Genomic DNA, 23598 nt, shown 5'->3' with positions numbered 1-23598 from the left:
GAAGCACGTAACTTTCACTTTAGCAGTGACTCGGGAGAGTGTGTCGCCATGGCAAGCCGGATCCGGCTGGAGGACCGCGAGTGTCCGCTGTCGACGACGGTGCAGCACGTCGGGGAGTGGTGGACGCTGCTGATCCTCCACGACGCCTTCGACGGCTTCACCCGCTTCGACCAGTTCCAGAAGAGCATGAACATCTCCACCAGCATGCTCACCACCCGCCTGAAGACGCTGGTGGCCGACGGACTGCTGGAGCGTCGCCCCTACCAGACCAATCCCGTGCGCCACGAGTACGTGCTGACCGAGCGCGGCCGGACCCTGCGGCCCGTCGTCGTCGCCCTGGCCGCGTGGGGCAACCAGCACCTCGCGCCGGAGGAGCGCAGCATGATCCTGGTCGACGCGGAGACGGGCGAGGAGGCCGACCCCGTGGTCGTGGACGCCCGCACCGGCCGCAGGCTCGACGACAGCGAGGCCTTCGTGTTCACCGCGGGCCCGGCCGCGGGCGACCTGATGCGCGCCCGGTACACCGAACTCGACCGGCGGCGCCAGGCGGACGCCTGAGCGCCGGCAGGCACGACGCCCCTCGCGCTACCGGGGCGCAGTCTCCTCCACGGGACGTCCGAGCAGGAGGTAGTCACCGTCCCGGCCCCTGTGCCGGTAGCCACGGCCCTCGTAGAGGTGGAGGGCGGGATTGCCGTCGAAGACGCCGAGTATCTGGGTCCGGCCGAGGCAGGACCGCCACAGTTCCAACTGGCGGTCGATCGCCTCCGTCCACCTCTCCTCGTTCGCCGGCTCGATGCATCGCATGCAGTGCCGTTCCCACCGGAAGATGCGCGGCAGATCCGACAGGAGCGCGCGACGGGTACGGATGTTGCCCGACGCGTCGGCAAGGGGGGATGCGAAACCGTCGGACATGAACGCCGCCAACGCAGGAGTGGTCGAGTCGCGTCGGCATACGGGGACGCCGCGCACGCCTGTGAGCGGCAGGTCAGCAGGCGCGCCAGCCCGTCCAGCGCCGCACCGAGACGGTGACGACCGGCCCGCAGGGCGTGCGGTCGGCGTACTGGCCGTACCGGGCCGTCAACAGCGCGACCCGGTGGGCCGCCTCGGGCGAGGCGTCGGGCGGTGCCAGGACGCGGGCCTCGCCGTCGGCGCGCACCCACCACAGCAGGTCCCAGTCCTCGTCGTAGTGGTCGACGAGCAGGCAGACCGCCGGGTTGACCGCGATGTTGGCGAGGCGCTTCAACCGCGTCGTCCGCTTGGGTTTGTGGTCCACCGCCAGGGTCACCGAGTCGCCCTGGACGGCGAACACGACCGGCACCAGGTGCGGACGGCCCGCGGCGTCGGCCGTGGCCAGGCGGGCCACGCGCGCCGCGGCGAACCGCTCCCGCGCCTGAACATCCGTCAGGTCGGGCACCACGTCCCCTTTCCGTCACTCCCCGTCGGACGTGACGGCGAGCATCGCCATGTCGTCGTCGCGCGGTCCGCCGGTGTGCCGGTGCACATCGGAGACCAGCACGCCCAGCAGTTCGGCCGGCCCGCTGAAGCCGACCCCGGACAGGCGGGTCACCGGGTCGTAGAAGCCGCCGCGGGTGTCGCGGGCATCGGTGACGCCGTCCGTACACAGCAGGAGCGTCGAACCGGCCGGGAACGGCACCCGGTCGACCACCACGGCACCCCTCTCCAGTCCCACGCCCAAGGGCATCGCGTACCGCGAGGGATCGGTGGTCCGCACCGCGCCGGCGGTCAGCAGGAGGGGAGCGGGATGCCCCAGGTTGACCAGCAGGACCTCCCCCGCGTCGCGGGGGAACTCGGCCAGCACGGCGGTGGCGAACCACTCGAGCACGTCCGGCTGCCCCCGCCGACCGACCTCCCGGCACAGCGCGCGGTGCATCCGGACGGCCACCGCCTCCAGGGTCGCCTCCTCACCGGCGGCCATCCGGAACATGCCCAGCACCATCGTCGCCGCCTCGACCGCGTCCAGGCCCTTGCCGCGGACGTCACCGACGACGCAGCGCAGCCCGCGCGGGCCGTCCTGCACCGCGTAGAGGTCTCCCCCGATCCCGGCCTCCCGCTCCGCCGCCTCGTAGCGCGCGGCGATCCGCAGGGCGCCGGCGCGGGCGGGCGGTGCCGGCAGGACCGCCCGCTGCACGGTCGCGGCGATGGAGCGGGCGGAACGCAGCCGCACTTCCCGCGCGTACAGCACCCGGTTGATCCACACGGCGACCACCGTGACCACCGCGACGGACAGCAACTCGCTCATCGCGGCGAGACTGGCCAGGTAGCGGTAGCGGGCGACGATCGCCAGGTCGGCGGCGATCGCGCCGAGTCCCACCAGCATCGTCCCGTTCATCGACAACACCAGTGCGGCGAGCATCGGGGCGACGGAGTAGAACGCCGTACCGGTGTACTGGGCGGGGGTGGAGTAGTCCATCGCAATGCCGAGGGCCAGGAGCAGCACCGGGAGCGCGCGGATGTACCAGGGCACGTCCCCCTGGCTGTCGGGGCCCCACAGGTCCGCCCTCCCCACCCGTCCTCCCAGGGTCCGTCCCGCGACTGTCACCCCAGATTCCCCGGCCTCCGCCCGGTCAGCCACCCCTGGCCGCCCCCGGGGTGAACCGCGCGCCCCGGGGAGCGGGGGGTCAGCCGGGGGCTCAGCGCCGGCGGAGGTACTCCAGCCCCTTCTCGCGCAGGGCGCGGTGCAGGCCGTCATAGGCGGGGGTACCGCCCAGGACCGTCTTGGGGAGCTTGGCGACCACGGTGTAGTTGGTGTCCACCACGTTGCCGATCGGCGCCAGCCCGGCCTGGCTGACCAACTGGTACGCGTCGAGGCGGTGCAGGCCGGTGAGGGAGGCAGTCCAGCCGATCAGGTCGTGCTGGCTGATCCGGTAGGCGTCCTCCAGCGGGCGCACCGAGCCGGTCGACATCAGGAAACGGTCGTCCTCCAGCCGCGGCCAGGCGGGCGCGCCGCCCTTGATCAGGTCGATCACGACGACGGTGTGCATGGCGGCCTCCACGGCGGTGCCGCAGACCTCGCCCTCCCCTTGCCGGGCATGGCCGTCGCCGATCGCCAGCAGCGCTCCGGGCACGTTGACGCCCAGGTAGAGGGTGGTGCCGGCGCGCATCTCGGGGGTGTCCATGTTCCCGCCGTGCGCGCCCGGGGTGATGCTCATGATGACCTCGCCGGCCGCCGGTGCGACCCCGACGGTGCCGTGCATCGGGTCCAGCGGCAGGTCGACGGTGTGCTCGGAGAAACGTGCCTGGAACCGGCAGCTGTTGCGGTCGCGGTCGATGCCGTACCGCCAGACCACCTCGTCGAGCGGGTCGTGCAGCATCGCCGTGGAGTGGGTCGTGGTCAGCGCGCCGAAGTGCGGGAAGGTGGTGGACACCGCCCAGTCCCGGGCGGGTGCGATGTCGACGAAATGCACGGCCAGCGTGTCACCGGGCTCGGCGCCCTCGACGTGGATGGGCCCGGTCACGGGGTTGAGGTACGGGAACTCGCACACCTCGCTCGGCAGGTCCTCCGTCCCCCGGACCCGGCCGCCGAAGCAGTCCTCGGTGAAGAGCTCCACGATGGTCCCCGGGCGGACCCGCAGCAGCGGCTCGCGGCCTCCGAAGGTGTAGGCGTACTGCTCGGGGGACGGGTGGAGCGTCACGACGTCGATGTCACTCATGCGTGTCCGGCCTCCTCGGCCGTGGGGTTCTCGTTGGGCAGTTCGGGACGGCGGCCCGCGGCGAGCAGGCCGATGAGCAGCACCACGCCGATCGCCAGCCAGAGGAAGCCGAGCCGCTGCGCGGCGACCTTGGCGTTGATCACGACGTAGGTGAGGATCGCGAAGCCGATCAGCGGTGCGATCAGGTGGCGCCACCAGTCGCGGCTGCCGCCGCGGACGACGTAGTGGACGACGACGGAGACATGGAGGACCAGGAAGGCCGTCATCGCCCCGAAGTTGACCAGTGAGCCGAGCAGAGTGATGCCGTCCGTGCGGGAGTTCATGTACAGGCCCAGCCCCAGCGAGACCACCGCGACGAGGAAGGTGGCGTTGGCCGGGACCTTGCTGCGGGGGTCGACCCTGGCCAGGAAACCGGGCAGTTGCCGGTCGCGGGCCATCGCGAACAGCAGGCGGGAGGTGGCCGCCTGGGCCACCAGGGAGTTGGCGAATCCCCAGGCGATGGCGGTGGCCAGCGCGCTCAGCGTCCCGAGCCACGCGCCGCCGGCGACGCGCGCGGCGTCGTAGAACGCGGTGCCGTCCGGGTCGCCGTCGCTGATCAGCGTCTGCGGATGGGGAACGAGCATCGCCGCGAGCCAGGTCTGCACGATGAACAGCACACCGGCGACCAGCAGCGCGGCGACCATCGACCGGCCGATCGCCCTGGCGGAGTCGCGGTTCTCCTCGGCCAGGGTGGAGATCCCGTCGAAGCCCAGGAAGCTGAGCACCGCGATCGACACCGCCCCGAAGACCAGGGACCACGAGAAGGTGTGGGCGTCGTAGAAGGCGTGGAAGCTGAATCCGTTGCCCTTGCCCTGGGCGACCGCGACGACGCCCACGACCAGGAAGATCGCGAGCACGACCAGTTCGGCGGCGAGCATGATCTTGTTGATCCTGGCCGTCATCTCGATGCCGAGGTAGTTCACGACGGTGTTCAGCACCACGAAGCCGATCAGCCAGAGCCACACCGGCACCGAGGCGACCAGCGAGTTCATCGCCACGGCGGCGACCAGGTAGAGCAGCGCCGGCACCAGGATGTAGTCGAGCAGGATCATCCAGCCGGACAGGAAGCCGAAGGGCGCGCCGATGCCCCGCCCCGCGTAGGAGTACACCGACCCGGCCATCGGGAAGGCCCGCGACATCTGGGCGTAGGAGTGCGCGGTGAACATCATGGCCAGCATGCCGACGGCGTAGGCGAGGGCGACCATGCCGCCCGCGCCCTGGAAGACGCCGCCGAAGATGCCGAACGGCGCGATCGGCACCATGAAGACCAGGCCGTAGACCACCAGGTCCCGAAAGCCCAGCGACCTCGCCAACTGCTGGGTGTAGCCGTATGTCTCGAGTCTTTCCCCACGCGGTGCGCTGTCGCTCACGTCGCCTCCCAGGCGGCCGCGGTCCCGTGACTGGCGGGGTGATCTTAGGGGGCGCGGCGGGGACAGGGGAACGCTTGTGACAGAGGATTCCCGGCGTCGTGGTGAGGTCCGGAAACGGAGTGCGGCGTGCCGCCGCCGGATCAGCCGGCCCGGTCGGCGAGCACGGCGTACGACAACTGCCCCGAGAGCCACTCCTCGGTGTCGTCCCAGGACCAGCCGCGGTCGGCCACGAACAGCCGCCAGGACTGGTGGCCGAGGAAGAACCACAGGACGTCGGTCGCGCGGTCGCGCGTCATCCCCGGTCGCAGGGCGTCCAGCCGGTCCAGTCGTCCGGCCACGGTGTGCAGGGCCTCGCGGTAGGCGCGGTCGGCCCTGCTGAGCGTGTCCCTCGCGGTGTCCTCCAGTGCGGCAGCCGTGACCAGCACCTGGACGAGGGCGAAGTGCCGTTCGTTGTCCAGCCGCACGCCGTGCGTGAGGAGGGAGACCACCTCCCGGGGGTCGGAGGAGGCGGCGACTGCCGTGAGCGTCCGCTCGACGACCGGGTCGCCGATGCCCCCGGTGATGAGGCAGGCCAGGATCGCGGCCTTGCCCCCGGTGCTCGCGTACACCGTGGGGACGGCCGTCCCGGCCTCCCGGGCGATGTCGGCGACGGTGACCTTTCCGTAGCCCTGGTCGACGAATAGGCGCAGGGCGGCGTCGAGGACGGACGCGCGGGTGTCGGCGGCCCCCTGGGCGCGCCGCGGGGCGCGGTAGGCACGCCGCTGACCTGGCGGCTGGGGATTCATGCCCTCCATCTTCGACCACCGTCGTGCTACTTTCGACATAGGGACCCTATATCGAATACAGGAACCCTTCCCCACGTGATCGTCTGGGCCCGGCGTGCCGGTAGGCCGCGCCCGGGCAACCGCCATCGCCACCAGGAGCCACGCACCATGAGTCTGTTCACGCCCGCCGGCGGGTCTTCCGCGCGCCAGTACGTACTGGGGCAGGAGCTCCGCGTCACCATCCTCACGTCCGGTGCGGAGACCGAGGGGCGCCACGACGTCACCGACTCCGTCATGGCGACCGGCTCGGCGACCCCGCTGCACATGCACACCCGGTACGAGGAGCGCCTCTGGGTGGTGTCGGGCTCGCTGACCGTGTGGTCCGGGCCGGACACCGTGACCCTGCGCTCCGGCGACTTCTTCACCATCCCGCGGGACGTGCCGCACGCCATCCAGTCCGGCCCCGACGGCGCACGCGCCCTCAACATCACGTCGCCCGCGGGATTCGCCGAACTGATCGCGCGGTCCGGCACCCCGCTGCACCTCGCCACCCCCGAGACGGAACTGGACGCGGAGCTCTTCATGGCCGTGACGGAGGAACTCGGGGACATCGTCCTCGGCCCGCCCGGCACCACCCCCGCCGACCTGGAGAACCTTCCGCCGCGAGCCTGATCGCGCGGCCCCCGGGGCGGGGTGGCAGCAGGCGGACGAGGTGTTCGCCGGTACGGCCCGCGGCCGGGTCCACCGGCTCGCCAAGGGCGACGGCGCGGAGCGCTCCCGGTACCGCTGCGACGCCGCCGTCCTGTCCTGCGCCACCTCGCCCGACGGCCGCTACGTCCTCGCCGGCGACAACTTCTCGTCGGCGCGGCGGTGGACCCCGCTCTCACCTGCCAGGTTTCCGCCACAAATGTACATTTGCATGGTGGATGACCGATTGGCACTGCTCTCCGCCGTGGAGAAGGGCATTACGGAAGGCGAGGTGCTCCGGCTCGCGATCCAGCAGGCGGTGGCCGGGCTGGACGGGCTGGGCGGAACGGTCCACCTGTGCGGACCCATGTCCGCGCTGCGCCTGGTCTCGACCGTCGGGCTGTCCCCGGCCCTCGTACGGAACTGGGAGATCATCGATCAGGACAGCGCGGCCGTGCCGGCCCGTGTCCTGGACCGGGACGGCGGTCTGTGGGCCCCGCACGGGACCGCCGGGAGCGCGCGGCCGCCGGGAACGAAGCCGTGGCCCGGCACGGGGCTGGCGGCCGTGCCTCTGTCGGACGGGGAGATCCCGGTCGGATCGCTCACCGTCGTCACCGGTGCCGAGGGGGAGCCCACCCGGGAGCAGTGGGATTTCCTGGCGGCGGTGGCCGTGTGGGCGCAGGAGCGGATGGGCCAGGCCCCGCCACCTGCCCGCCCCACCCTGGAGGACCCCAACGGCACCGGGCTGCGCCAGGCCCTCAAGGCGGTCGAGGTGGGCACCTGGGACTGGAACATCCGCACCGGCGAACTGGGCTGGGACGACGCGGCCATGGCCGTCTACGGCACCGACCCCGCCGACTTCGTGCCCCGGGTCGAGAGCTGGATGAAGGTCGTCCACCCCGACGACCTGCCGTGGACGCTCGCGGCCGCCGAGACGGCCATCCGCAACCGGGCGGTGTTCGAGGCGGAGTATCGCGTCCGGCGTCCCGACGGGGGTTACGCATGGACCGAGACCCGGGCCAAGGTGGTCCTCGACGACGCCGGCGAGCCCTACCGGATGATCGGCACGGCGTGGGAGAGCAGCGACTCCCGCTCGGCCCGTGCCGCGCTCAGCCGGGCCCTGCGGCACATGAGCGACGGTTTCCTCTCGGTGGACGGCGACTGGCGCATCACCTTCGTCAACCTCAAGGCGGAGGAGATGCTGGGGTCCCCGGAGGAGGAGCTCTTCGACCGCGTGCTGTGGACACTGCCGTCCTTGCGTCAGATACCCGGCCTGGAGGCCCGCTGCCGGGAGGCCGCCGCCAAGGCGGTGCCCACGAGCTTCGACGTGGGCATCCCGGACACGGGGTCCTGCCTCCACCTGCGGCTCGTGCCGGTGCCGGACGGCGTCACCCTCTACTTCACCGACGTCACCGACAACCGGCGGCGCGAAGCCGAGCGGGTCGCCTCCGAACAGGCCTCCGCCGAGCGCTCGGCCCGGATCGGCGAACTGACCGCGGCGCTCGCCGCCGCCACCACGTCACGCGACGTGGTGGACGCCGTGGCCCAGCGCGTGCTGCCACCCTTCGGCGCCACCGGTCTGCTGGTGCAGGCGCTGGAGGGCGACCGCGTCTACACCGTGGGATCCGTCGGCTACCCGCGGGCCTTCCTGGACAGCGTCGAAGGACGTCCGCGGGCCGTGCAGGACCCGGGATGGCAGTCGATCTCGCACAACGAACCGCTCTTCATCTCCTCGGTCGAGGAGTACGTGGAGCGGTACCCCGGCATGGCCGACCGTCCCCGCATGATCGGGAAGCAGTCGTGGGCGTTCCTGCCGCTGATCGCCTCCGGGCTCACGTTCGGCATCTGCGTGGTCGCCTTCGACGGTCCGCGCCGCCTCACGGACGAGGAACGCACCCTGCTGAGCACCATCAGCGCCCTGGTCGCCCACGCCCTGGAACGCGCGCGGCTGTACGACGCCGAGCACACCCGGTCCCGCGAGCTGCAGAGCGCCCTGCTGCCCCAGAAGCTGCCCGCCCTGCCGTCGTGCTCGCTCGCCGCCCGCTACCTGCCGACGGAACAGGGCGTGGACGTCGGGGGCGACTGGTACGACGTCATCCCGCTCTCCGCCGGCCGGGTCGCGCTGGTGATCGGCGACGTGATGGGCCACGGCCTGTCCGAGGCCGTGACCATGGGCCGGCTGCGCACGGCCGTCCACACGCTCGCCGGCCTCGAACTGCCCCCCGACGAGATCATGAACCACCTCAACGACATCGTCAGCGGGCTCGGCGAGGACTCCTACGCCACCTGCCTGTACGTCCTCTACGACTCCACCACCGGGACCTGCAGCGTCACCCGCGCCGGGCATCCGCCGCCGGCCATCGTCCATCCCGACGGCACGGTCCGCTTCCCCAAGGGGGCCCCGAACCCACCCCTGGGAGCGGCGGAGCCTCCGTTCGAGACCGTCGAGGTGGAGGTCCCGCGCGAGAGTCTCCTGGTGCTGTTCACCGACGGTCTGGTGGAGTCGTCCGAGCGGGAGATCGACCAGGGCCTGTCCGACCTCGCCCACCTGCTGCGCAGCTCGGACGGAGAGGACCTGGACCGGCTCTGCGACACCGTCATCACCAATCTGCTCCCGGCCGGGCGGACCACCACCGACGACATCGCCCTCCTGATCGCGCGCATGCACGCCCTCCCGCCGGACCGGATGGCCTCCTGGCCGCTCCCCCAGGACCCGCAGGCGGCCGCGCTCGCCCGCGGACTGGTGCGCGAGCAGCTGGCGGACTGGGACCTGGACGAACTCACGGCGACAACGGAACTGCTCGCCAGCGAGCTGATCGGCAACGTCGTCCGGCACGCGAAGGGGCCGATGAGGCTGCGCCTGCTGCGGGACACCGAGCTGATCTGCGAGGTCGCCGACGGCAGTCTGACCATGCCCCGGATCCGGCATCCGTCCGACACGGACGAGGGCGGCCGGGGGCTCCAGCTCGTCGCGTCCCTCTCCCAGCGGTGGGGCACCCGCTACACCGCGAACGGCAAGTGCATCTGGACGGCACAGCAGATGCCGGGCCCCGGCACCCCCGCGGCGTCGCCCCGGTCGCCCCTGGACGAGTTCGACATGGATGCCGTGCCGCCCCTCGCCTGAGCACCCGGGACGCCACGGAATAGACTTTGTACGCATATGTCTGTTACGGCAGAGGCGCGAGAGGTGGTGCCATGGAAGGGATCGCCGACATGGGCGGCACAGACGGCTGGGGCCACGTGCCTCCGCCGCGAGGCGACGAACCGGTCTTCGCCGAGCCCTGGGAGGGCCGGGCGTTCGCGCTGGGGATGCTCTCGATCCTGGTCGCCTGCGGCGGCCTCAACACGGACGCGTTCCGCCACACGGTCGAGCGGCTGGAGCGGTCGGCCTACCTGGACGACGGCTACTACGGGCGCTGGCTCAACGGCGCGGAGCTGATGCTCACCGAGACGGCCTTCCTCGCGCCGGGCGCGATCGATGCCCGGGCCCGCAACCTGCGCGGCGAGCACACGACGGAGCCGCCCGTCCCGGAGCAGCCCAGACCCGGCCGCGCGCCGACCGCCCCCGGCTGGATGCGCACCGTGGAGGCCGCACCCGCCTTCGCCGCCGGCGAGCACGTACGCGCCAAGGACATCTCGCCGCCCGGGCACACGAGGATGCCGGGCTATGTGCGGGGGCATGCCGGCATCGTCGAGGCGGTCCAGCCCGCCGCCGTACTGCCGGACACCAATGCGCACTTCAAGGGCGAGCATCCGGAGCACGTCTACTCGGTGCGCTTCGACTCCCGTGAGTTGTGGGGCTCCGGGTCCGAACCCTTCATGGTCACTGCCGAGTTGTTCGAGAGCTACCTGGAGACACCTTCATGACCACCGGCGGAACGGGCGTGCGCCCACCCGTGGCGCTGCGCGCCGAGGCCCTGGAGCAGTTGCTCACCGAGCGCGGCCTGATCGACCCGAAGGTGATGGACGGACTCATCACCGAGTACGAGACCGACATCGGCCCGCTGAACGGCGCCAAGGTCGTCGCCAAGGCGTGGACCGACCCGGAGTACCGGCGCCGGCTGCTCGACGACGGGACCAGCGCCATCGGGGAGCTGGGCTTCACGGGGCCGCAGGGCGAGCACATCGTCGTCGTCGAGAACACCCCGACCACGCACAACGTCATCGTGTGCACGCTGTGTTCGTGCTACCCGTGGCCGGTGCTCGGTCTCCCCCCGAGCTGGTACAAGGACCCGGCGTACCGCGCGCGCGTGGTCAAGGAGCCGCGCGTGGTGCTGTCCGAGATGGGCCTCGACCTCGACGACGACGTGCGGATCACCGTGCGCGACTCCACCAGCGAGGTGCGCTGGCTGGTACTGCCCGAACGCCCCGCCGGCACCGAGCACCTGTCCGAGGAGCAGCTCGTGCCGCTGGTGACCCGGGACGCCATGGTCGGCGTGGCCAAGGCGAGGACACCGTGACCTCCCCCCTCGACGCCGAGGGCCCGGCGGCCCCGCCCCGCTCCAACGGGGAGCTGACGTTCGCCGAGCCGTGGGAGAGCCGCGCCTTCGGCATGGCCGTCGCCCTCTACGAGGCGGGCGCCTTCACCTGGCCGCGGTTCCAGGCGGCGCTGATCACCCGGATCGCGGTCTGGGAGGCCGAGCACGACCCGGACGACGCGTCGTGGAACTACTACCAGCACTGGCTGGGCGCCCTGGAGGACGTGCTCGCGGGGCAGGGCACGGTGTCCGCCGACGAGGTCACCGCCCGCGCGCGGACCCTGGACCGACGCCCGCCGGGCCACGACCATCGCGATGGACACGACCATCCGCACCCGCACTGAGCCCCGTCCTCGGGCCGGCGGTCGCGCAGCCGGCCCGAGGAAATGACACACCGTCAGGACCGGTACGTGTTGCGGGTGTAGGCCAGGCTCAGCGGTGCCGTATTGCCGAAGTACACCGAGACCAGGTACGCCGGGTCCGGGGCGATGGAGCCGCGCTGGAGGTCGCTGCCGTCATTGGTGTCGTCCCAGCCCCAGGGCGTGTGCGCCGCGTTGTCCTTGCCGTTGTCACCGGCGAAGGTGCCCCACGAGGCGTACGGCGGATTGGTGTTGCGGCGCTCCCACAGGCCGCCCGCGCCGAAGATGTCGACGAGCTGGTACGACGCGGCACGGTCGTTGCCGCTCCTGGGGACCGTGCCGCCCGCGCGGCTGGGACGGTAGACGATGCCGTCGCCGCCCGCGAAGTCGCCGCCGTCCCAGTTGTACATGCCGTGGCCGCGGGCCTCCTGGAAGACCAGCGGGTGCTGCGCACCGTCGTAGGCCTGCGTGACCAGGGTGCCGTCGACCGACTCGCGGTTGGCGGTGAAGGGGCTGCCCGCCGGGACGTAGGAGTAGTAGTTGTCGTGCGCCTGGGTGACGGCCGCCTGCAGGCTGCCGTAGGTGCTGCCGTCCTTGCTGACGACCTCCAGCACGCCCTCCATGTCGTTCTCGTGGCCCGTCACATTGAGCGGGTAGTCCTTCCAGTCGCGCGGGTGGAAGAACGCGTACGTGATGAACCAGTGCGTGGAGGTCTCCACCACCGAGTAGTACCCGGTGCCGGTCAGCCGCTGGGTGTTGGCGTCGAGGTTCTCCCAGTTGTTGCGGGTGTTCCAGTCGCCGTCGTAGTCGACGGGCGAGAGGTAGTCGGCGGTGTAGTACACCGACGACGTGTCCTGGTAGTGGATGGGGGCCCAGCGGTAGGCGAGGTCCGCGTCGGTCGGCGCGGCCGCCTGGGCCGGGCCGGCGGCCACGAGGGGGGCGACGGAGAGGAAGAGGGTCATCACAGCGGCGCCGACGGCTCGCCAGGGCTTCATGGGGGGCTCCGAGTCAGGAGGAGGAAACGCGCAACGAGGCGGCGGTTACTCTCCTGGCGCCCAATGACGCCTTGTGCGTTGCCTGTTGGCCCGGGAGTTAACGTCCGTGGGCCGGTTGGGCGACGGCGTGTCCCCATAAGGGACGCGCCGTCGGATGTCGCCACACGACCGGTCAGTCTGCCGCCAGCAGATGGGCGGGGGCGATGCGGGAGTGGGCACGGATGGGGAAGGCGAGGGCGGCGCTGACGAGGGCGACGGCGGCGAGGGTGGCGAGGAGGGCGGCGCCGCCGACGGTGAGCAGGTGTCCTTGCAGGACGCCACGGCTGATGGTCATGACGGCGGTGAGTCCCGCGATCGCGCCGGTGAGGCCGCCGAGGAGGGCCAGGAGGATGCCTTCGTGGATGGTGAGGCGGGCGAGTTCGCGGGTGGTCCATCCGGTGGCGCGCAGGACGGCGAGGTCGGAGGCGCGTTCGCGTTGCGAGAGGACGAGGACGTCGACGGCTCCGGCCGCGCCGAGCAGGAGGGACAGGGCGACGCTGAGGTAGTCGGCGGTGCGGGCCTGGGCGACGACGGCGTTGCCGAGGAGGGAGCCGGCGACTTCGCCGCGGAAGGCGAGGGTCAGGGCGAGCAGGACGGTGAAGGCGGCGACGCCGAGGGCGAGTCCGGCCGCGCCGAGGACGGTGCGGCCCGGGACGCGGAGCAGGTTGCGTGCGGCGAGGCCGAGGATGGAGCGGACGGGCCTGGCGCGGCCGCCGGTGGTCACGGGGGGCCGGATGGCGTCGATGGGTCGCAGGCGGGTGGCCCGCCAGGCGGGGAACGCTCCGGCGGTGAGGGCGAGCAGCAGGGCGACGGGCAGAACGAGCGCTGCCTTGACCCCCGCGTCGGACAGCCCGAGCAGGGAGCCCAGGAGGTAGGCGAGCAGGGAGCCCGCCGCGCCCGCGGCGAGGCCGATGACCACCAGTTCGCCGAGGACGAGGCGGAGGATGTCCACCGATGTCCAGCCCACGCAGCGCAGGGTGCCGATCTCGGTGCGTCGGGAGCGCACCGAGGCGAGTGCGGCCTGTGCGAGGAAGAGTCCGCAGACGACGAGCACGAGGACGAAGAGCACCGCGCTCTTGGCGTCGACGGCCTTGAGGATGCGCAGGGCGACGCCCTTGGCGGTCCAGTACTCGCGGACGTTGACGCCGGACAGGGCGATGGTCTGGGGTGCCGGCGAACTGCCGATGGTGATGTCGACCTGCAGCCCGCGATACGCGGTGCGGATGTGTCCGGCGACCGCGTTGACGCGCGCCTGGGACGCGGGGTCGACGCCGGTGACGCCGGCCACGCGGATGCGGATGGCGCTGACGGGTGCCTTGTCCTGCAGGGAGGCGAGTCGGCGGCTCTTGGTCAGCACGGAGATCGAGTCGAGGGTGGTGAGCATGGTGGGTGGTGCGGTGAGGTAGCCGCCGAGGTTGCGGTCGGGGGCGAGCGGCCGGTCGTGCAGGGCGTCCCGCGCGGTCCGGTCGGCGCCGGTGACCTGCGGGGAGCGGTAGGTCTCCAGCGGCACCTGCGACAGCGAGGAGAAGCCGGGCAACGTGGTTGCGTCGTAACGCCCGACAGGGGTCAGATAGGGGATCGGGGTCCGCCCGTAGTCCTGTTGGTCGCAGACCTTCGTACCCCAGCAGAAGGTGCCCGGGTGGCTGGTGACCTCGCGGAACTGGGTCCCGGTGTTCTCCTCGGGCACGAGATCGACGAACTGCTGGTTCTCGTTCGTCCGCCAGAGTTCCGGCGACTGGTCGGGGCGGGCCCGGGGAGCGAGACCGTCCGCCGTGCGGCGGTAGTCGACCGGGCCGACCGTCCAGTAGCTGTTCGCCAAGGGCGGGAAGACGAATTTCTCGGGGTACCCCTTGTCGATCTCGGCGGTGACATGTCCGACGGGTGTTCCGTGCAGGCTGTTGACGAAGTCGTGGGCTGCGGTGCTGCCGAGCTTCGCGGGCAGGGCGGCCGGGTCGCCGACCTGGAGGCGCTCCACGCGGGCGTCGAGGGTGCCGGCGGTCAGGGTCCGGTCATTGAGCACGACCGGGACCTTCCAGTACGGCTTGTCCGACCAGTTCTCCTTGCGGTTCCAGACAGGCTTGTCCCGGTCGGTGAGCATCCGGCCGTCCGTGATGGCGTCGCCCAGGCCGACGAGTCGGTCCTCGGCGGTGGGATCCACCGCCGACAGCAGCACCGGGTAGGTGACGGGGAACTCGGCGGTCGCCTTGCCGTGGCCCGACTGGCAGGTCAGCCACGCGTTCATGTCGGGGTCGAAGGGCGACTCCTCGCGGCGGTCCTCCCGGATGAAATTGGGCTGCAGCGGCTCGTAGCCCCCGTCGTCCGCATGCTGAATGTGCAGGTCGGTCTTGTTGTAGTTGTAGTACCAGCAGACGGAGTAGGTCCCGTGTCCTGTGTCCTCCTGCAACAGGTCGCCGGGTGACCAGTCGTGGGGAAGTTTCTTGGGCCGCGCGATCGGGTTGTGGCTGAGGTAGAGATACTGGTCGGCGGTTCGGTAGTGGTTGAGTCCGGCGGTCAGGGTCGGCCGGATCCGCAGGATCTGGGCTGGGGCCTTGCTGTCCAGGAAGTCGGAGACGTCGATTCTCATGGTGCCCTGGACCATGAGGTAGCCGAGGTTGGCGACGGGGGCGGCGATCTGGACGCCGGGCATGTCCTTGATGGCGTGGTACTGGTCGAGGGTGATGCCGCCGAAGATCCCGGACAGGAAGTTGGCCTCGACCAGGCCGTCGGCGCGTTCGATGCCGGTCTGGCTGCCACGGGGGCGGACCAGGACGTCGTAGGCGGAACGGGCGTTCTTGCGCACGGTGTCGGTGGTACGGGCCTGGCTGGTGGTCACCGTCGAGGTCAGCAGGGTGAAGCTGGTGGCGGCCACCAGGATGCCGGCGGCCAGTGCCAGGGCCCGGCCGCGGTGCCGCCGCAACTGGGACAGGATCATGGCTATCACGGACGCAGACCCCCCAGCCGGTCCAGGACGTCGGCGGCCGGCGTGATCTGCTGATCGGAGGTGATCCGGCCGTCCTGCAGCCGCACGATCCGGTCGCAGTTCGCGGCGACCTCGGCGTCATGGGTGGCGATCAGCATCGTCGTGCCGTACTGCTCGCTCAGCGACAGCAACAGGTCGATGATCTCCCGCCCGGTGGCACTGTCGAGGTTGCCGGTCGGCTCGTCCGCCAGCAGCAGCCCGGGACGGTTGATCAACGCCCTTGCCACCGCGACGCGTTGCTGCTGCCCCCCGGACAGCTGCGAGGGCAGTGCGTCGGCCCGCTGTGCCAGGCCGACCGCGTCCAGGAGTTCCATCGCGCGGGCGCGCCGGTCGAAGTCCACCCGGCGGGGCAGGACCGGCACCATCACGTTGTCCACTGCCGTCAGAGCGGGCAGCAGGTGGAAACGCTGGAAGACGAAGCCGATCCGGCGGCGGTGCGCGTCCAGCCGGGCCGCGGTCAGTTCCACCCCGTCGACCTCCACCGTGCCGGAGTCCGGCCGGTCCATCCCGCCGATCACGTGCAGCACCGTGGACTTGCCCGCCCCGGACGGGCCGGTCAAGGCCACCGAGACGCCCTCGTCGATGTCCAGGTCGACGCCGTCCAGTGCGGTGATCCCCGGATACCGGCGGGTCACCCCCCGCAAGGTCACACCCATGAACCTCTCCCACCCTCCCGCACCTGCATTGCCGCAATGCAGCGGTACATTGTCACAATACATAGGGGGTGTGCCATGCCACTGCACCACGCGGTGCTCGCACTGCTGACCGACGGCCCGAGCCACGGCTACGAACTCAAGGGTCGCTTCGAACAGGCCATCGGCCCCCAATGGGGCGGCCTGAACATCGGCCACCTCTACCAGATCCTGGACCGCCTGGTCCGCGACGGCTACGTCACGCGGTCCCAAGTCGCCCAGAGCGACCGCCCCGACAAGACCCGCTACCACCTCACCGCGGCCGGCCACCGCGAACTCGACACCTGGGCCACCACCGCCTGGACACGCACCGGCGGCTTCCGCGACGAACTCTTCCTCAAACTCCTCGGCGCCGCCTCCCTCGGCCCCGACACCCTCGACACCCTCGTCGCAGCCCAGCGCCAGACCTACCTGTCCGAACTCGCCGGCCTCACACGGCAACGCCGCACCCACACCGACGACCCCCTCGTCGCCCTCCTCATCGACGCCGCCATCGCCCACACCAAAGCCGACCTCGAACTCATCGACAACGCCGCACACCGACTCGCATCCCTCGCGGCGTCCGGCGAACGCGCCGAGCCGCGCGCCGAGGAGGACGGCCAGGAGGCGGTCCGGCGGCTACGGGAGGCATGACGCGGACGACGCAGTACGCGTGCCCTCCCGCGGTGCGCGTCAGCCGGCCGCGTCGACCGTCAGCGTGGGCGTGCGAGATCGCCGGACAGCGCCGCACCGTGGCGTCGTGCGCGGCGCGGCCGCCCGCCGCCGACGTGGCGTCGTTGAACGTGGTCACGTGGCAGCCCCGCTCCGTGCAACTGCGGGCGGCCGACTCCCCGCACATCGTGCCGACCACGTCGATGTTCTTGTGCGGGGTGGGGACGACCTCACCGTGGCCGGGTGGGAGCTCGGGGTGGAAATCCGCGTTCCAGCCCCCCGCTTCGAAGAGGCGGTTGTCGATCAGCAGCCTCCCGGAGGGTCGTTCCCCTCCGTTCGAGGCCAAGACCCGCGTCAGGGGCGCGCCCTTCGGCCGGCCGTCACCCGGCGCCGCCCGGCGACACGCCGCGGCGCCGGACCGGGGCCTCGTCCACCCGGCCGAGGCGCCGGGCGCTCCACATGGCCAGGGGTTGCAGCGCCTCCACGAGGGTCCGGCCGTCCGGGGCGAGGGTGTAGCGGATCTGCACGGGCGTGGTCGGCACCACCGTGCGCTCGATCAGCCCCTCGGCTTCCAACTCCTTCAGGCGCTGCGCGAGCAGGCGGTCGGAGATGCCGCTGACCATGGCCCGGTACTCGCCGAAGCGCCGGGCCCCGTGCGACGCGGCCTCCAGGATCCCGCCCGTCCAACGCCGCCCGACGAGTTCCAGGGCGCCCTGAAGGTTCGGGCAACTGCTGTCGTCGATGCCGCCGACCTCGCGCGGCCGGGCTGACGGGGTACTCGCTTCCACTTACCCAAGATTAGCACCTAATCCTTTCTTTGTTCCGGGACGAACCCCTGGCGGACCGTGGACCCACGACCGGTCGCGGACACCCCGTCCCGGAGCGAGCACCGCCCGGGAGCGGGATCCGCCGGTCGAAAGAACCGCCCCCCAACCCCCGGAAGACACCATGGCAACCCTGCTCCACCTCGACTCCTCCCTCCACCCCGGTTCGGACTCCGCTTCCCGCACCGTGGCCCGGACCTTCCGCGCCGCCTGGCGGGAGCAGCATCCCGACGGCACCGTGATCCACCGCGACCTCGCCGCTGACCCGCTCCCCCACCTCGACGTCCACGCGTTCGCCGCGGCTCTGGTGGACGCCGGCTCCCGCACCCCGGACCAGGCGGCGGCCTTCGCCCGGCGCCTGGAGCTGATCGAGGAACTGGAGCGCGCCGACGCCGTCCTCATCGGCGCCCCGATGTACAATTTCACGATCCCCTCGACGCTCAAGAGCTGGATCGACCATGTGCTCGTGGTCGGCCGCACCACGGGGGACGCCTCCAGCGTCAAGGAGCTGCCGGTCACCGTCGTCGCCAGTCGCGGCGGCTCCTACGCACCGGGCACCCCCCGGGCCTCGTCCGAGTACGTGCAGAACTACCTGCGGGCCATCCTCGGCGAGTACATGGGCCTGGACGTCGACTTCATCGTCCCCGAGCTGACTGCGGCGGCGTCCAACCCGGCCATGAGCGAACTCGTGCCCCTGGCCGAGGCCTCCTGGACCAGGGCCCTGGAGGACGCCGCGGCAAAGGGCAAGGACATCGCACTGCGCGTCGCCGCGCGCTGATCCGCCGCGGCCGCGCCCGGCACCGCCACGGCGCCGGGCGCGGCCGGCCACGCAGGGGGGCCCGAACGAAGGAGCACCATGACCGTCCACCCCACGATCCGCGACAGCGCCGGCCCGGCAAGCGTCCAGGAGGCCGCCACCGAGGACCTGGCACGCCTCGTGGAGACCATCGCACGCTCCACGCGCACCGCACCGGACAGGGTCCTTGCCGGGATGTCGGACGACGTCCTGGCCGGCCTCTTCCTCCTGCGCGCGCGCCACATCCGCGACGTCCGGCTGCGGACGGGCACGGCCGCCCCGCAGGCGGACCCGGGACGGCCGTCGTCGTCGCGGTCAGAGCGCACGCGGGCGCAGGACACCCGCGGGGTCGTAGCGCCGCCGCAGTTCGGCGACGCGCGCACCGGTCTCTCCGGGGTAGGTGCGGGCGAAGGTCTCCTCGTCGGGGCGGCTCTCGAAATTGACGTAGGCCCCGTCGGTGTGCGGCAACAGCGGCTTCCACGCGGCCGACAGCGTCTCCCGGCCCCTGGGAGGGAAGGCCGTGGCAGTGACGAGGGTCCGCTGGTGCCGGTGCGGATAGGCGGTCGCGGCAGGGTCCATGTCGTTGACCGCGCCGCCCAGCGACCGCATCTGGACCAGGACGGGCTCGGGGGCGGTGACCGCCGCGACGAGTCCCCTGGCCACCTCGGAACTCATCCGGGTGAGCAGCCCGTTGGTCGTCGCGACCGGCATCTGCCCGTTGTGCCCGTGCAGTTGGGCGGTGGAGAGCAACTGCGGGTACGGGAGGAGGTACGCCTGGTGGAGGACGGTGTCCCCCAGGCCCGCGAGCGGTTCCAGGGCGCCCCGGATCACGGACTCGCTGTCGGAGGCGACGATCGCGGTGACGGAGGCGACCGCCGAGGACCCATGGCCGGAGAGGTTCACCGCGGTCGACAGTTCCCTGGGCGCGGCGGCCATCATGGCGGCCCAGCGGCGCAGGGCCGTACCGGCGGAGTCCACCACGACGGTGGCCTCCGCATACCCGATCCTGCCGAGCTCGACCGCCTCGATCTCGAAGGCGGTCGCGATCGCGGTGCCCGATCCGGCTCCGCGCATGGCCCACAGCAGGTCGGGCTCGTGCTGGGCGTCGGCGCGGACCGACGAGCCGTCGGCCAGCACCACTTCGACGGCGCGCACATGGTCGATGGTCAGCCCGTAGGAGCGCACCAGCCAGCCGATGCCTCCGCCGGTGGCCAGCCCGCCCACGCCGACGTTGCCGTGGTCGCCGGAGCTGATGGCGAGCCCGTGCGGAGCCAGCGCCCGGGCGACCTCCGCCCACCGGGCACCGGCCTCCACCCGCACCAGGCGCGCGCCGCGGTCCAGGACCCGTACGCCGCGCATCGCGCCCAGGTCGATGACCAGCCCCCCGTCGTTGGTGGCGGCGCCCGACAGGCCGTGACCGCCGCTGCGGACCGAGACGTGCAGCCGCTGCTCCGCGGCGAGGGCCAGGGCGCTCGCCGCCTCGCGCGGGGACTCCGGCAGCGCGACCAGGGCCGGGCTGCCCACGCGGGTGTAGGTCGAGCGGAGCGCTTCATAGCGGCGGTCCCCGGGTGTGACGAGCCTGCCCGCGAGCCCCGGGGGAACCGGGCGCGCTGCGGCGCTCATCGGGCGCTCCGCAGACGTGCGACGCGCTCGCGCACCGCCGGGACCACCTCTTCCGCGAACACCGCGAGCTGGCTCTCCGGCTCGGTGGCGGGCCAGAACACGAAGGTGTCGAAGCCGAGGCCGACCGCCCACTCGCTGAGGGTGTCCACCCAGCGCCCGGCGTCGCCGGCGAGCCCCGGGCCGGGCTGCCGGCCGATCACCCCGATGACGTTGTAGACGCGGCGGATCGACGCCGGGGAGCGCCCCGCGGCCTCGGCGGCCTCGTCGATGACGCGCTGGGCACCGGGCACCCGCTCGGGCGGTACGTAGATGTTCAGCGGGGAGATCCAGCCGTCGGCGGCCCGGCCGGTCAGCGCGAGCATCCTGGGCTTCTGCGCCCCCAGCCACACGCCGACCGGAGCGGGCGGTACCGGTCCCGCCCGGTAGCCCTCGACGGTGTGATGCGCGCTGTGCAATCGCACCGGCCCGCCGGCGAGTGCGCCGCGCAGCAGGCTCAGCGACCCCTCGGTGAAGTCGACCATCGCCGCGCCGCTGCGGGGCACGCCGCCCATCGAGGCGATCGCCTCCGGGAAGGCTCCGCCGCCGACGCCGAGTTGCACCCGCCCGCCGGTGAGCACGCTCAGCGAGGCGGCCGCCTTGGCCAGCATGGTCGGCGGTCGCAGTTGGAGGTCCGCGACATCGGTGAGGAAGGAGATCCGTTGTGTCACCCCGGAGAGGTGGCCGATCAGGGTCCAGGCGTCGAGGTGGCCGGGCTGGTAGGGGTGGTCCTGGACGGCGAGGTAGTCGAGGCCCCGCGCCTCGGCCTGCTGCGCGAGTGCCCTGGTCCGGGTCGGCGTCCCGGCGTCGGGGTCCAGGCTCAGCCCGAACGAGAGGGGGTGTCCGTAGTCATTCATGCCTCCACGGTGCGGACCGTGCCTTCCCGCACAAAGTGGAAGGTGAGCTACTAATCCTGAGTAAGTGGTGACGGGCGCGGGTGCCGGGGACTTCCTCGCTTTGTGGGCGGCGCACGGTCCTGGGAAGATCGACGGCAAGGCCCGTACCGGGCGGGAGTCCGGACCGGCACCATCCCCGCCCGGACGACCCCGCCGGGGTCGGCTGGGACCGGCGAACGGACACCGTGCTGTGGACCAGTTACTGGCGCATATCCTCCAGGCGCACGGCGGCAGCGACCGCTACGCGCAGTTCTCCCGGCTCCGCGCGACGATCGTCACCGGGGGCGGCCTGTGGGCGATCAAGGGCGTGCCACAGGACCCGGACCCCCGGGAGATGACCGTGCGGCTCCACGAGGAGTGGGCGTCGGTGCGGCCCTACGGCGCGCCCGATCAGCGGACCGCGTTCTCCCCCGGTCGGGTCGCGATCGAGCGGAGCGACGGGACCGTGGTCGCGGAACGCCTGGACCCACGGGGGTCCTTCGCGGGACACGAGTTCACCACGCCCTGGGACGCCCTGCACAGGGCCTACTTCAACGGCTACGCGCTGTGGACCTACCTGACCACCCCGTTCCTGCTCGCCATGCCGGGGGTGACGGTCACCGCCCTCCCCGACGTGCACGAGAACGGCGAACGGTGGCGCGGTCTGCGGGCCACCTTCCCCGACGGCATCGCCGGCCACAGCCGGGAGCAGGAGTTCTACTTCGGGGACGACCTGCTGCTGCGCCGGCACGACTACCGCGTCGACGTGGCGGGCGGGTTCCCGGCGGCCCAGTACCTCCACGACTACATCGAGGCCCAGGGTCTGCGCATGCCGTCCAAGCGCCGCGCCTACCGCTGCGGGGACGACGGCCGCGCCCTGCCGGACGAACTGATGGTCGCGATCGACATCAGCGACCTGAGGTACAGCTGAGCCGGGGCTCCTCGCACCGCCTCAGTCGAGCACGGACAGGGCGGCCTCCGCGGCCGCCATCAGCGAGGCCCGGTCGGGATTGACGGCACCCATCACCTTCAGGCCCTGCATCGTCACCAGGAGGAACCTGGCCAGGTCGCGGGCGTCGCGGGTCGAGGACAGCTGTCCGTCCTCCTGCGCCTCGGCGATGACGTCACGGAGCGCGTCCTCCAGTGAGGTGGTCGTCGAGCGCACGTGCGCGGCCACCTTGGTGTCGTGGGCGACCCGCTCAGTGGTGGCGCCGACGATCAGACAGGCCTGCCGGCCGCCGTCGCGCACGACCCCGTCCACGGTCGCCACCAGGGCCTCACGCAACAGCTCACGCGCCGGAGCGCCACCGCGCAGCAGCTCGACCAGCGGCAGGGCGTACCGCTCCCGGTAGCGGTCCATGGCCGCCAGGTAGAGGCCCTCCTTGCTGCCGAATGCCGCGTACAGCGAGCCCCGGCCCACGCCGGTCGCGTCGACCAGGTCCTGGACGGACGTGCCTTCGTAGCCCTTGCGGCGGAAGGCGTTCATCGCGGCATCCACGGCCGTCTCGGTGTCGAACTCCCTCACGCGTGCCATGGCCGCAGCATACACCGGAACGGAACGATCGATACAGATTTCCCGCGCGATACCGCATGGTGGAGGGGAGAGCATTTCGACCTCCCGTTCCACATAGGGTTCACCGGCGGGCCGGGGGCGCTACGTCCCGGGGTAGTGCTCGTCGGCCCAGCGGGCCAGCGCGGACAGGGCGGGACGCAGGGCGGCGCCCGCTTCGGTCACCTCGTAGCGGACCCGCAGCGGCGGCCCGGGGTCCACGTCCCGGACGACGAGTCCTGCGTCCGCCAGCTCGGTCAGACGCTCGGAGAGCATGCGCTCGCTGATCCCGGGGACGGCTCGGCGCAACTGGGCGTAGTACGTCGGCGACTCGGTCAGCACGGCCAGGACGAGACCGGTCCACCGCTTGCCGAACAGCCCGAAGACCCGTGCCAGGGTGGCGTCCACCTCCCGACACGGCCCGTCGGGACCGGCCGGTTCCGGCACACCGCTCATCGCGGCACCGGGAATGCCCTGGTCAGGGGTTCGCGAACGGCGGCGGGCACGGCGGTGTCGTGCCTCACGTGCGCGCCCCGGGAGCGGCGCCGGCGTCCGGGTCGGTCGCCGACGGGGAGGCCGGCGACCACGAACCGAAGACCGCCGCCTGCCCGTGCCGCTTGCCGTCGGCGTCCAGCAGGTTCCACATGCAGACGTCCTCGATCCAGAAGTTCCGGCCGTCCTTGTGCAGGCGCAGTCCCCGGTAGCCGTCGGCGTAGCCGCGGTCGTCGACCGCGGCCAGGAGTGCGTCCCGGTCCTCCTGGTCGCCGGGGCCGGCCGACAGGCGCGAGGGCAGGCCGACGAATTCCTCCCAGGAGTAGCCGAAGCAGCGCTGCGCCGTGCGATTGGCGTAGACGAACCGGGGGTCGTCGGAGGTGTCGTGCACGAGCAGCCCGAACGGCGCGTCCTCGTAGAGCCATGCGGCGGCCTCGTCCTCCGAGGACCAGACCGGCGGGCAGAGCCCGACTCCCACCAGCCGGCGGTGGCTGTCCAGCAGCAGGGACGCGAACCTGGGGCTCCGCACGGGGTCGGTGGACACCGGTCCGGCCGCGGGCGCGGGTACCGGGGAACGCTCCGACACTCCGGTCCCTGCCCCGCTGTTCGGCTCCGTCACGGACATCCTCCACTGGGGTTGGCGGCACGGCACGGGCGCGCGGTCGTGACAGGGCCCTC

General features: G+C 72.0%; 24 protein-coding genes. 9 read left to right on the top strand and 15 right to left on the bottom strand.

Annotation, left to right across the window (positions count from 1 at the left end; translation table 11 throughout):
• Positions 1-48 precede the first annotated feature (48 nt).
• Positions 49-558: a winged helix-turn-helix transcriptional regulator gene (locus ACFYXS_RS33645; protein WP_389255175.1), complete on the top strand. Its 510-nt coding sequence runs from the start codon at positions 49-51 to the stop codon at positions 556-558.
• Between the two features lie 27 nt (positions 559-585).
• Here the strand turns inward: ACFYXS_RS33645 and ACFYXS_RS33640 are convergent, their stop codons facing one another.
• The 6 genes from ACFYXS_RS33640 to ACFYXS_RS33615 all read right to left on the bottom strand — a co-directional run bounded on the left by ACFYXS_RS33640 (position 586) and on the right by ACFYXS_RS33615 (position 5865).
• Positions 586-804 (bottom strand): hypothetical protein, encoded by a 219-nt coding sequence (locus ACFYXS_RS33640; protein ID WP_389255173.1) that lies wholly within the window; start codon positions 802-804, stop codon positions 586-588.
• A 181-nt stretch (positions 805-985) separates the two neighbouring features.
• A complete protein-coding gene (locus tag ACFYXS_RS33635) occupies positions 986-1414 on the bottom strand; it encodes a TIGR03668 family PPOX class F420-dependent oxidoreductase (RefSeq protein ID WP_389255171.1) in 429 nt (142 codons plus the stop codon).
• Positions 1415-1429: 15 nt separating this feature from the next.
• Positions 1430-2527, bottom strand: coding sequence for a PP2C family protein-serine/threonine phosphatase (locus ACFYXS_RS33630; RefSeq protein WP_389255169.1), 1098 nt, complete (start codon positions 2525-2527; stop codon positions 1430-1432).
• Between the two features lie 124 nt (positions 2528-2651).
• Complete coding sequence (locus ACFYXS_RS33625; protein ID WP_389255167.1) at positions 2652-3671, bottom strand: acetamidase/formamidase family protein; 1020 nt, start codon at positions 3669-3671, stop codon at positions 2652-2654.
• Positions 3668-5080 (bottom strand): APC family permease, encoded by a 1413-nt coding sequence (locus ACFYXS_RS33620; protein WP_389255165.1) that lies wholly within the window; start codon positions 5078-5080, stop codon positions 3668-3670. Before ACFYXS_RS33620 ends, ACFYXS_RS33625 begins: the two co-directional genes overlap by 4 nt.
• Before the next feature lie 140 nt (positions 5081-5220).
• Positions 5221-5865 (bottom strand): TetR/AcrR family transcriptional regulator, encoded by a 645-nt coding sequence (locus ACFYXS_RS33615; RefSeq protein WP_389255163.1) that lies wholly within the window; start codon positions 5863-5865, stop codon positions 5221-5223.
• A 147-nt stretch (positions 5866-6012) separates the two neighbouring features.
• Here ACFYXS_RS33615 and ACFYXS_RS33610 point away from each other — a divergent pair, with 147 nt between their 5' ends.
• From ACFYXS_RS33610 to ACFYXS_RS33590, 5 genes are all read left to right on the top strand, one after another.
• On the top strand, positions 6013-6516 hold the full coding sequence (locus ACFYXS_RS33610; RefSeq protein ID WP_389255161.1) for a cupin domain-containing protein: 504 nt from the start codon (positions 6013-6015) through the stop codon (positions 6514-6516).
• 250 nt (positions 6517-6766) lie between these two features.
• Positions 6767-9655, top strand: a complete 2889-nt coding sequence (locus tag ACFYXS_RS33605) for a SpoIIE family protein phosphatase (RefSeq protein ID WP_389255366.1) — start codon at positions 6767-6769, stop codon at positions 9653-9655.
• 71 nt (positions 9656-9726) lie between these two features.
• Positions 9727-10398 (top strand): nitrile hydratase subunit beta, encoded by a 672-nt coding sequence (nthB, locus tag ACFYXS_RS33600; protein WP_389255159.1) that lies wholly within the window; start codon positions 9727-9729, stop codon positions 10396-10398.
• A complete protein-coding gene (gene nthA / locus ACFYXS_RS33595; protein WP_389255157.1) occupies positions 10395-10991 on the top strand; it encodes a nitrile hydratase subunit alpha in 597 nt (198 codons plus the stop codon). Before nthB ends, nthA begins: the two co-directional genes overlap by 4 nt.
• Entirely contained in the window at positions 10988-11353 is a 366-nt protein-coding gene (locus tag ACFYXS_RS33590) for a nitrile hydratase accessory protein (RefSeq protein ID WP_389255155.1), read from the top strand. The genes nthA and ACFYXS_RS33590 overlap by 4 nt, the downstream gene beginning before the upstream one ends.
• A gap of 53 nt (positions 11354-11406) precedes the next feature.
• Here ACFYXS_RS33590 and ACFYXS_RS33585 read toward each other — a convergent pair whose 3' ends face one another.
• The 3 genes from ACFYXS_RS33585 to ACFYXS_RS33575 all read right to left on the bottom strand — a co-directional run bounded on the left by ACFYXS_RS33585 (position 11407) and on the right by ACFYXS_RS33575 (position 16038).
• The gene (locus ACFYXS_RS33585; protein ID WP_389255153.1) at positions 11407-12363 is read right to left on the bottom strand and encodes a hypothetical protein; all 957 of its coding nucleotides are present in this window, start codon (positions 12361-12363) and stop codon (positions 11407-11409) included.
• 172 nt (positions 12364-12535) lie between these two features.
• Positions 12536-15334, bottom strand: a complete 2799-nt coding sequence (locus ACFYXS_RS33580; protein ID WP_389255364.1) for an FtsX-like permease family protein — start codon at positions 15332-15334, stop codon at positions 12536-12538.
• A 5-nt stretch (positions 15335-15339) separates the two neighbouring features.
• Positions 15340-16038, bottom strand: coding sequence for an ABC transporter ATP-binding protein (locus tag ACFYXS_RS33575; RefSeq protein ID WP_389255151.1), 699 nt, complete (start codon positions 16036-16038; stop codon positions 15340-15342).
• Between the two features lie 75 nt (positions 16039-16113).
• Between ACFYXS_RS33575 and ACFYXS_RS33570 the strand changes: the two genes are divergently transcribed.
• Complete coding sequence (locus ACFYXS_RS33570) at positions 16114-16707, top strand: helix-turn-helix transcriptional regulator (RefSeq protein WP_389255149.1); 594 nt, start codon at positions 16114-16116, stop codon at positions 16705-16707.
• Positions 16708-17105: 398 nt separating this feature from the next.
• Here the strand turns inward: ACFYXS_RS33570 and ACFYXS_RS33565 are convergent, their stop codons facing one another.
• On the bottom strand, positions 17106-17513 hold the full coding sequence (locus tag ACFYXS_RS33565) for a winged helix-turn-helix transcriptional regulator (protein WP_389255147.1): 408 nt from the start codon (positions 17511-17513) through the stop codon (positions 17106-17108).
• 160 nt (positions 17514-17673) lie between these two features.
• Here ACFYXS_RS33565 and ACFYXS_RS33560 point away from each other — a divergent pair, with 160 nt between their 5' ends.
• Entirely contained in the window at positions 17674-18327 is a 654-nt protein-coding gene (locus ACFYXS_RS33560; RefSeq protein WP_389255145.1) for an FMN-dependent NADH-azoreductase, read from the top strand.
• A 333-nt stretch (positions 18328-18660) separates the two neighbouring features.
• Here ACFYXS_RS33560 and ACFYXS_RS33555 read toward each other — a convergent pair whose 3' ends face one another.
• Positions 18661-19968 carry an FAD-binding oxidoreductase gene (locus tag ACFYXS_RS33555; protein WP_389255143.1) on the bottom strand — a complete coding sequence of 436 codons (1308 nt, stop codon included), beginning with the start codon at positions 19966-19968 and terminating at the stop codon, positions 18661-18663.
• The gene (locus tag ACFYXS_RS33550; protein WP_389255141.1) at positions 19965-20861 is read right to left on the bottom strand and encodes an LLM class flavin-dependent oxidoreductase; all 897 of its coding nucleotides are present in this window, start codon (positions 20859-20861) and stop codon (positions 19965-19967) included. Before ACFYXS_RS33550 ends, ACFYXS_RS33555 begins: the two co-directional genes overlap by 4 nt.
• A gap of 229 nt (positions 20862-21090) precedes the next feature.
• On the opposite strand from ACFYXS_RS33550, the gene ACFYXS_RS33545 reads away from it, so the two are divergent.
• Positions 21091-21810 carry a hypothetical protein gene (locus ACFYXS_RS33545; protein WP_389255139.1) on the top strand — a complete coding sequence of 240 codons (720 nt, stop codon included), beginning with the start codon at positions 21091-21093 and terminating at the stop codon, positions 21808-21810.
• Positions 21811-21831: 21 nt separating this feature from the next.
• Here ACFYXS_RS33545 and ACFYXS_RS33540 read toward each other — a convergent pair whose 3' ends face one another.
• The 3 genes from ACFYXS_RS33540 to ACFYXS_RS33530 form a co-directional block, all read right to left on the bottom strand.
• Entirely contained in the window at positions 21832-22413 is a 582-nt protein-coding gene (locus ACFYXS_RS33540) for a TetR/AcrR family transcriptional regulator (protein WP_389255137.1), read from the bottom strand.
• A gap of 120 nt (positions 22414-22533) precedes the next feature.
• Positions 22534-22884: a winged helix-turn-helix transcriptional regulator gene (locus ACFYXS_RS33535; protein ID WP_389255135.1), complete on the bottom strand. Its 351-nt coding sequence runs from the start codon at positions 22882-22884 to the stop codon at positions 22534-22536.
• A gap of 64 nt (positions 22885-22948) precedes the next feature.
• Entirely contained in the window at positions 22949-23539 is a 591-nt protein-coding gene (locus ACFYXS_RS33530) for an MEKHLA domain-containing protein (RefSeq protein ID WP_389255133.1), read from the bottom strand.
• Positions 23540-23598 lie beyond the last annotated feature (59 nt).

The sequence above is a fragment of the Streptomyces sp. NPDC002574 genome (genome assembly GCF_042889545.1).
GTDB lineage: Bacteria > Actinomycetota > Actinomycetes > Streptomycetales > Streptomycetaceae > Actinacidiphila.
The sequence above is the reverse complement of the archived record's forward strand: the minus strand, read 5'-3'. Positions and strand labels throughout refer to the sequence as shown.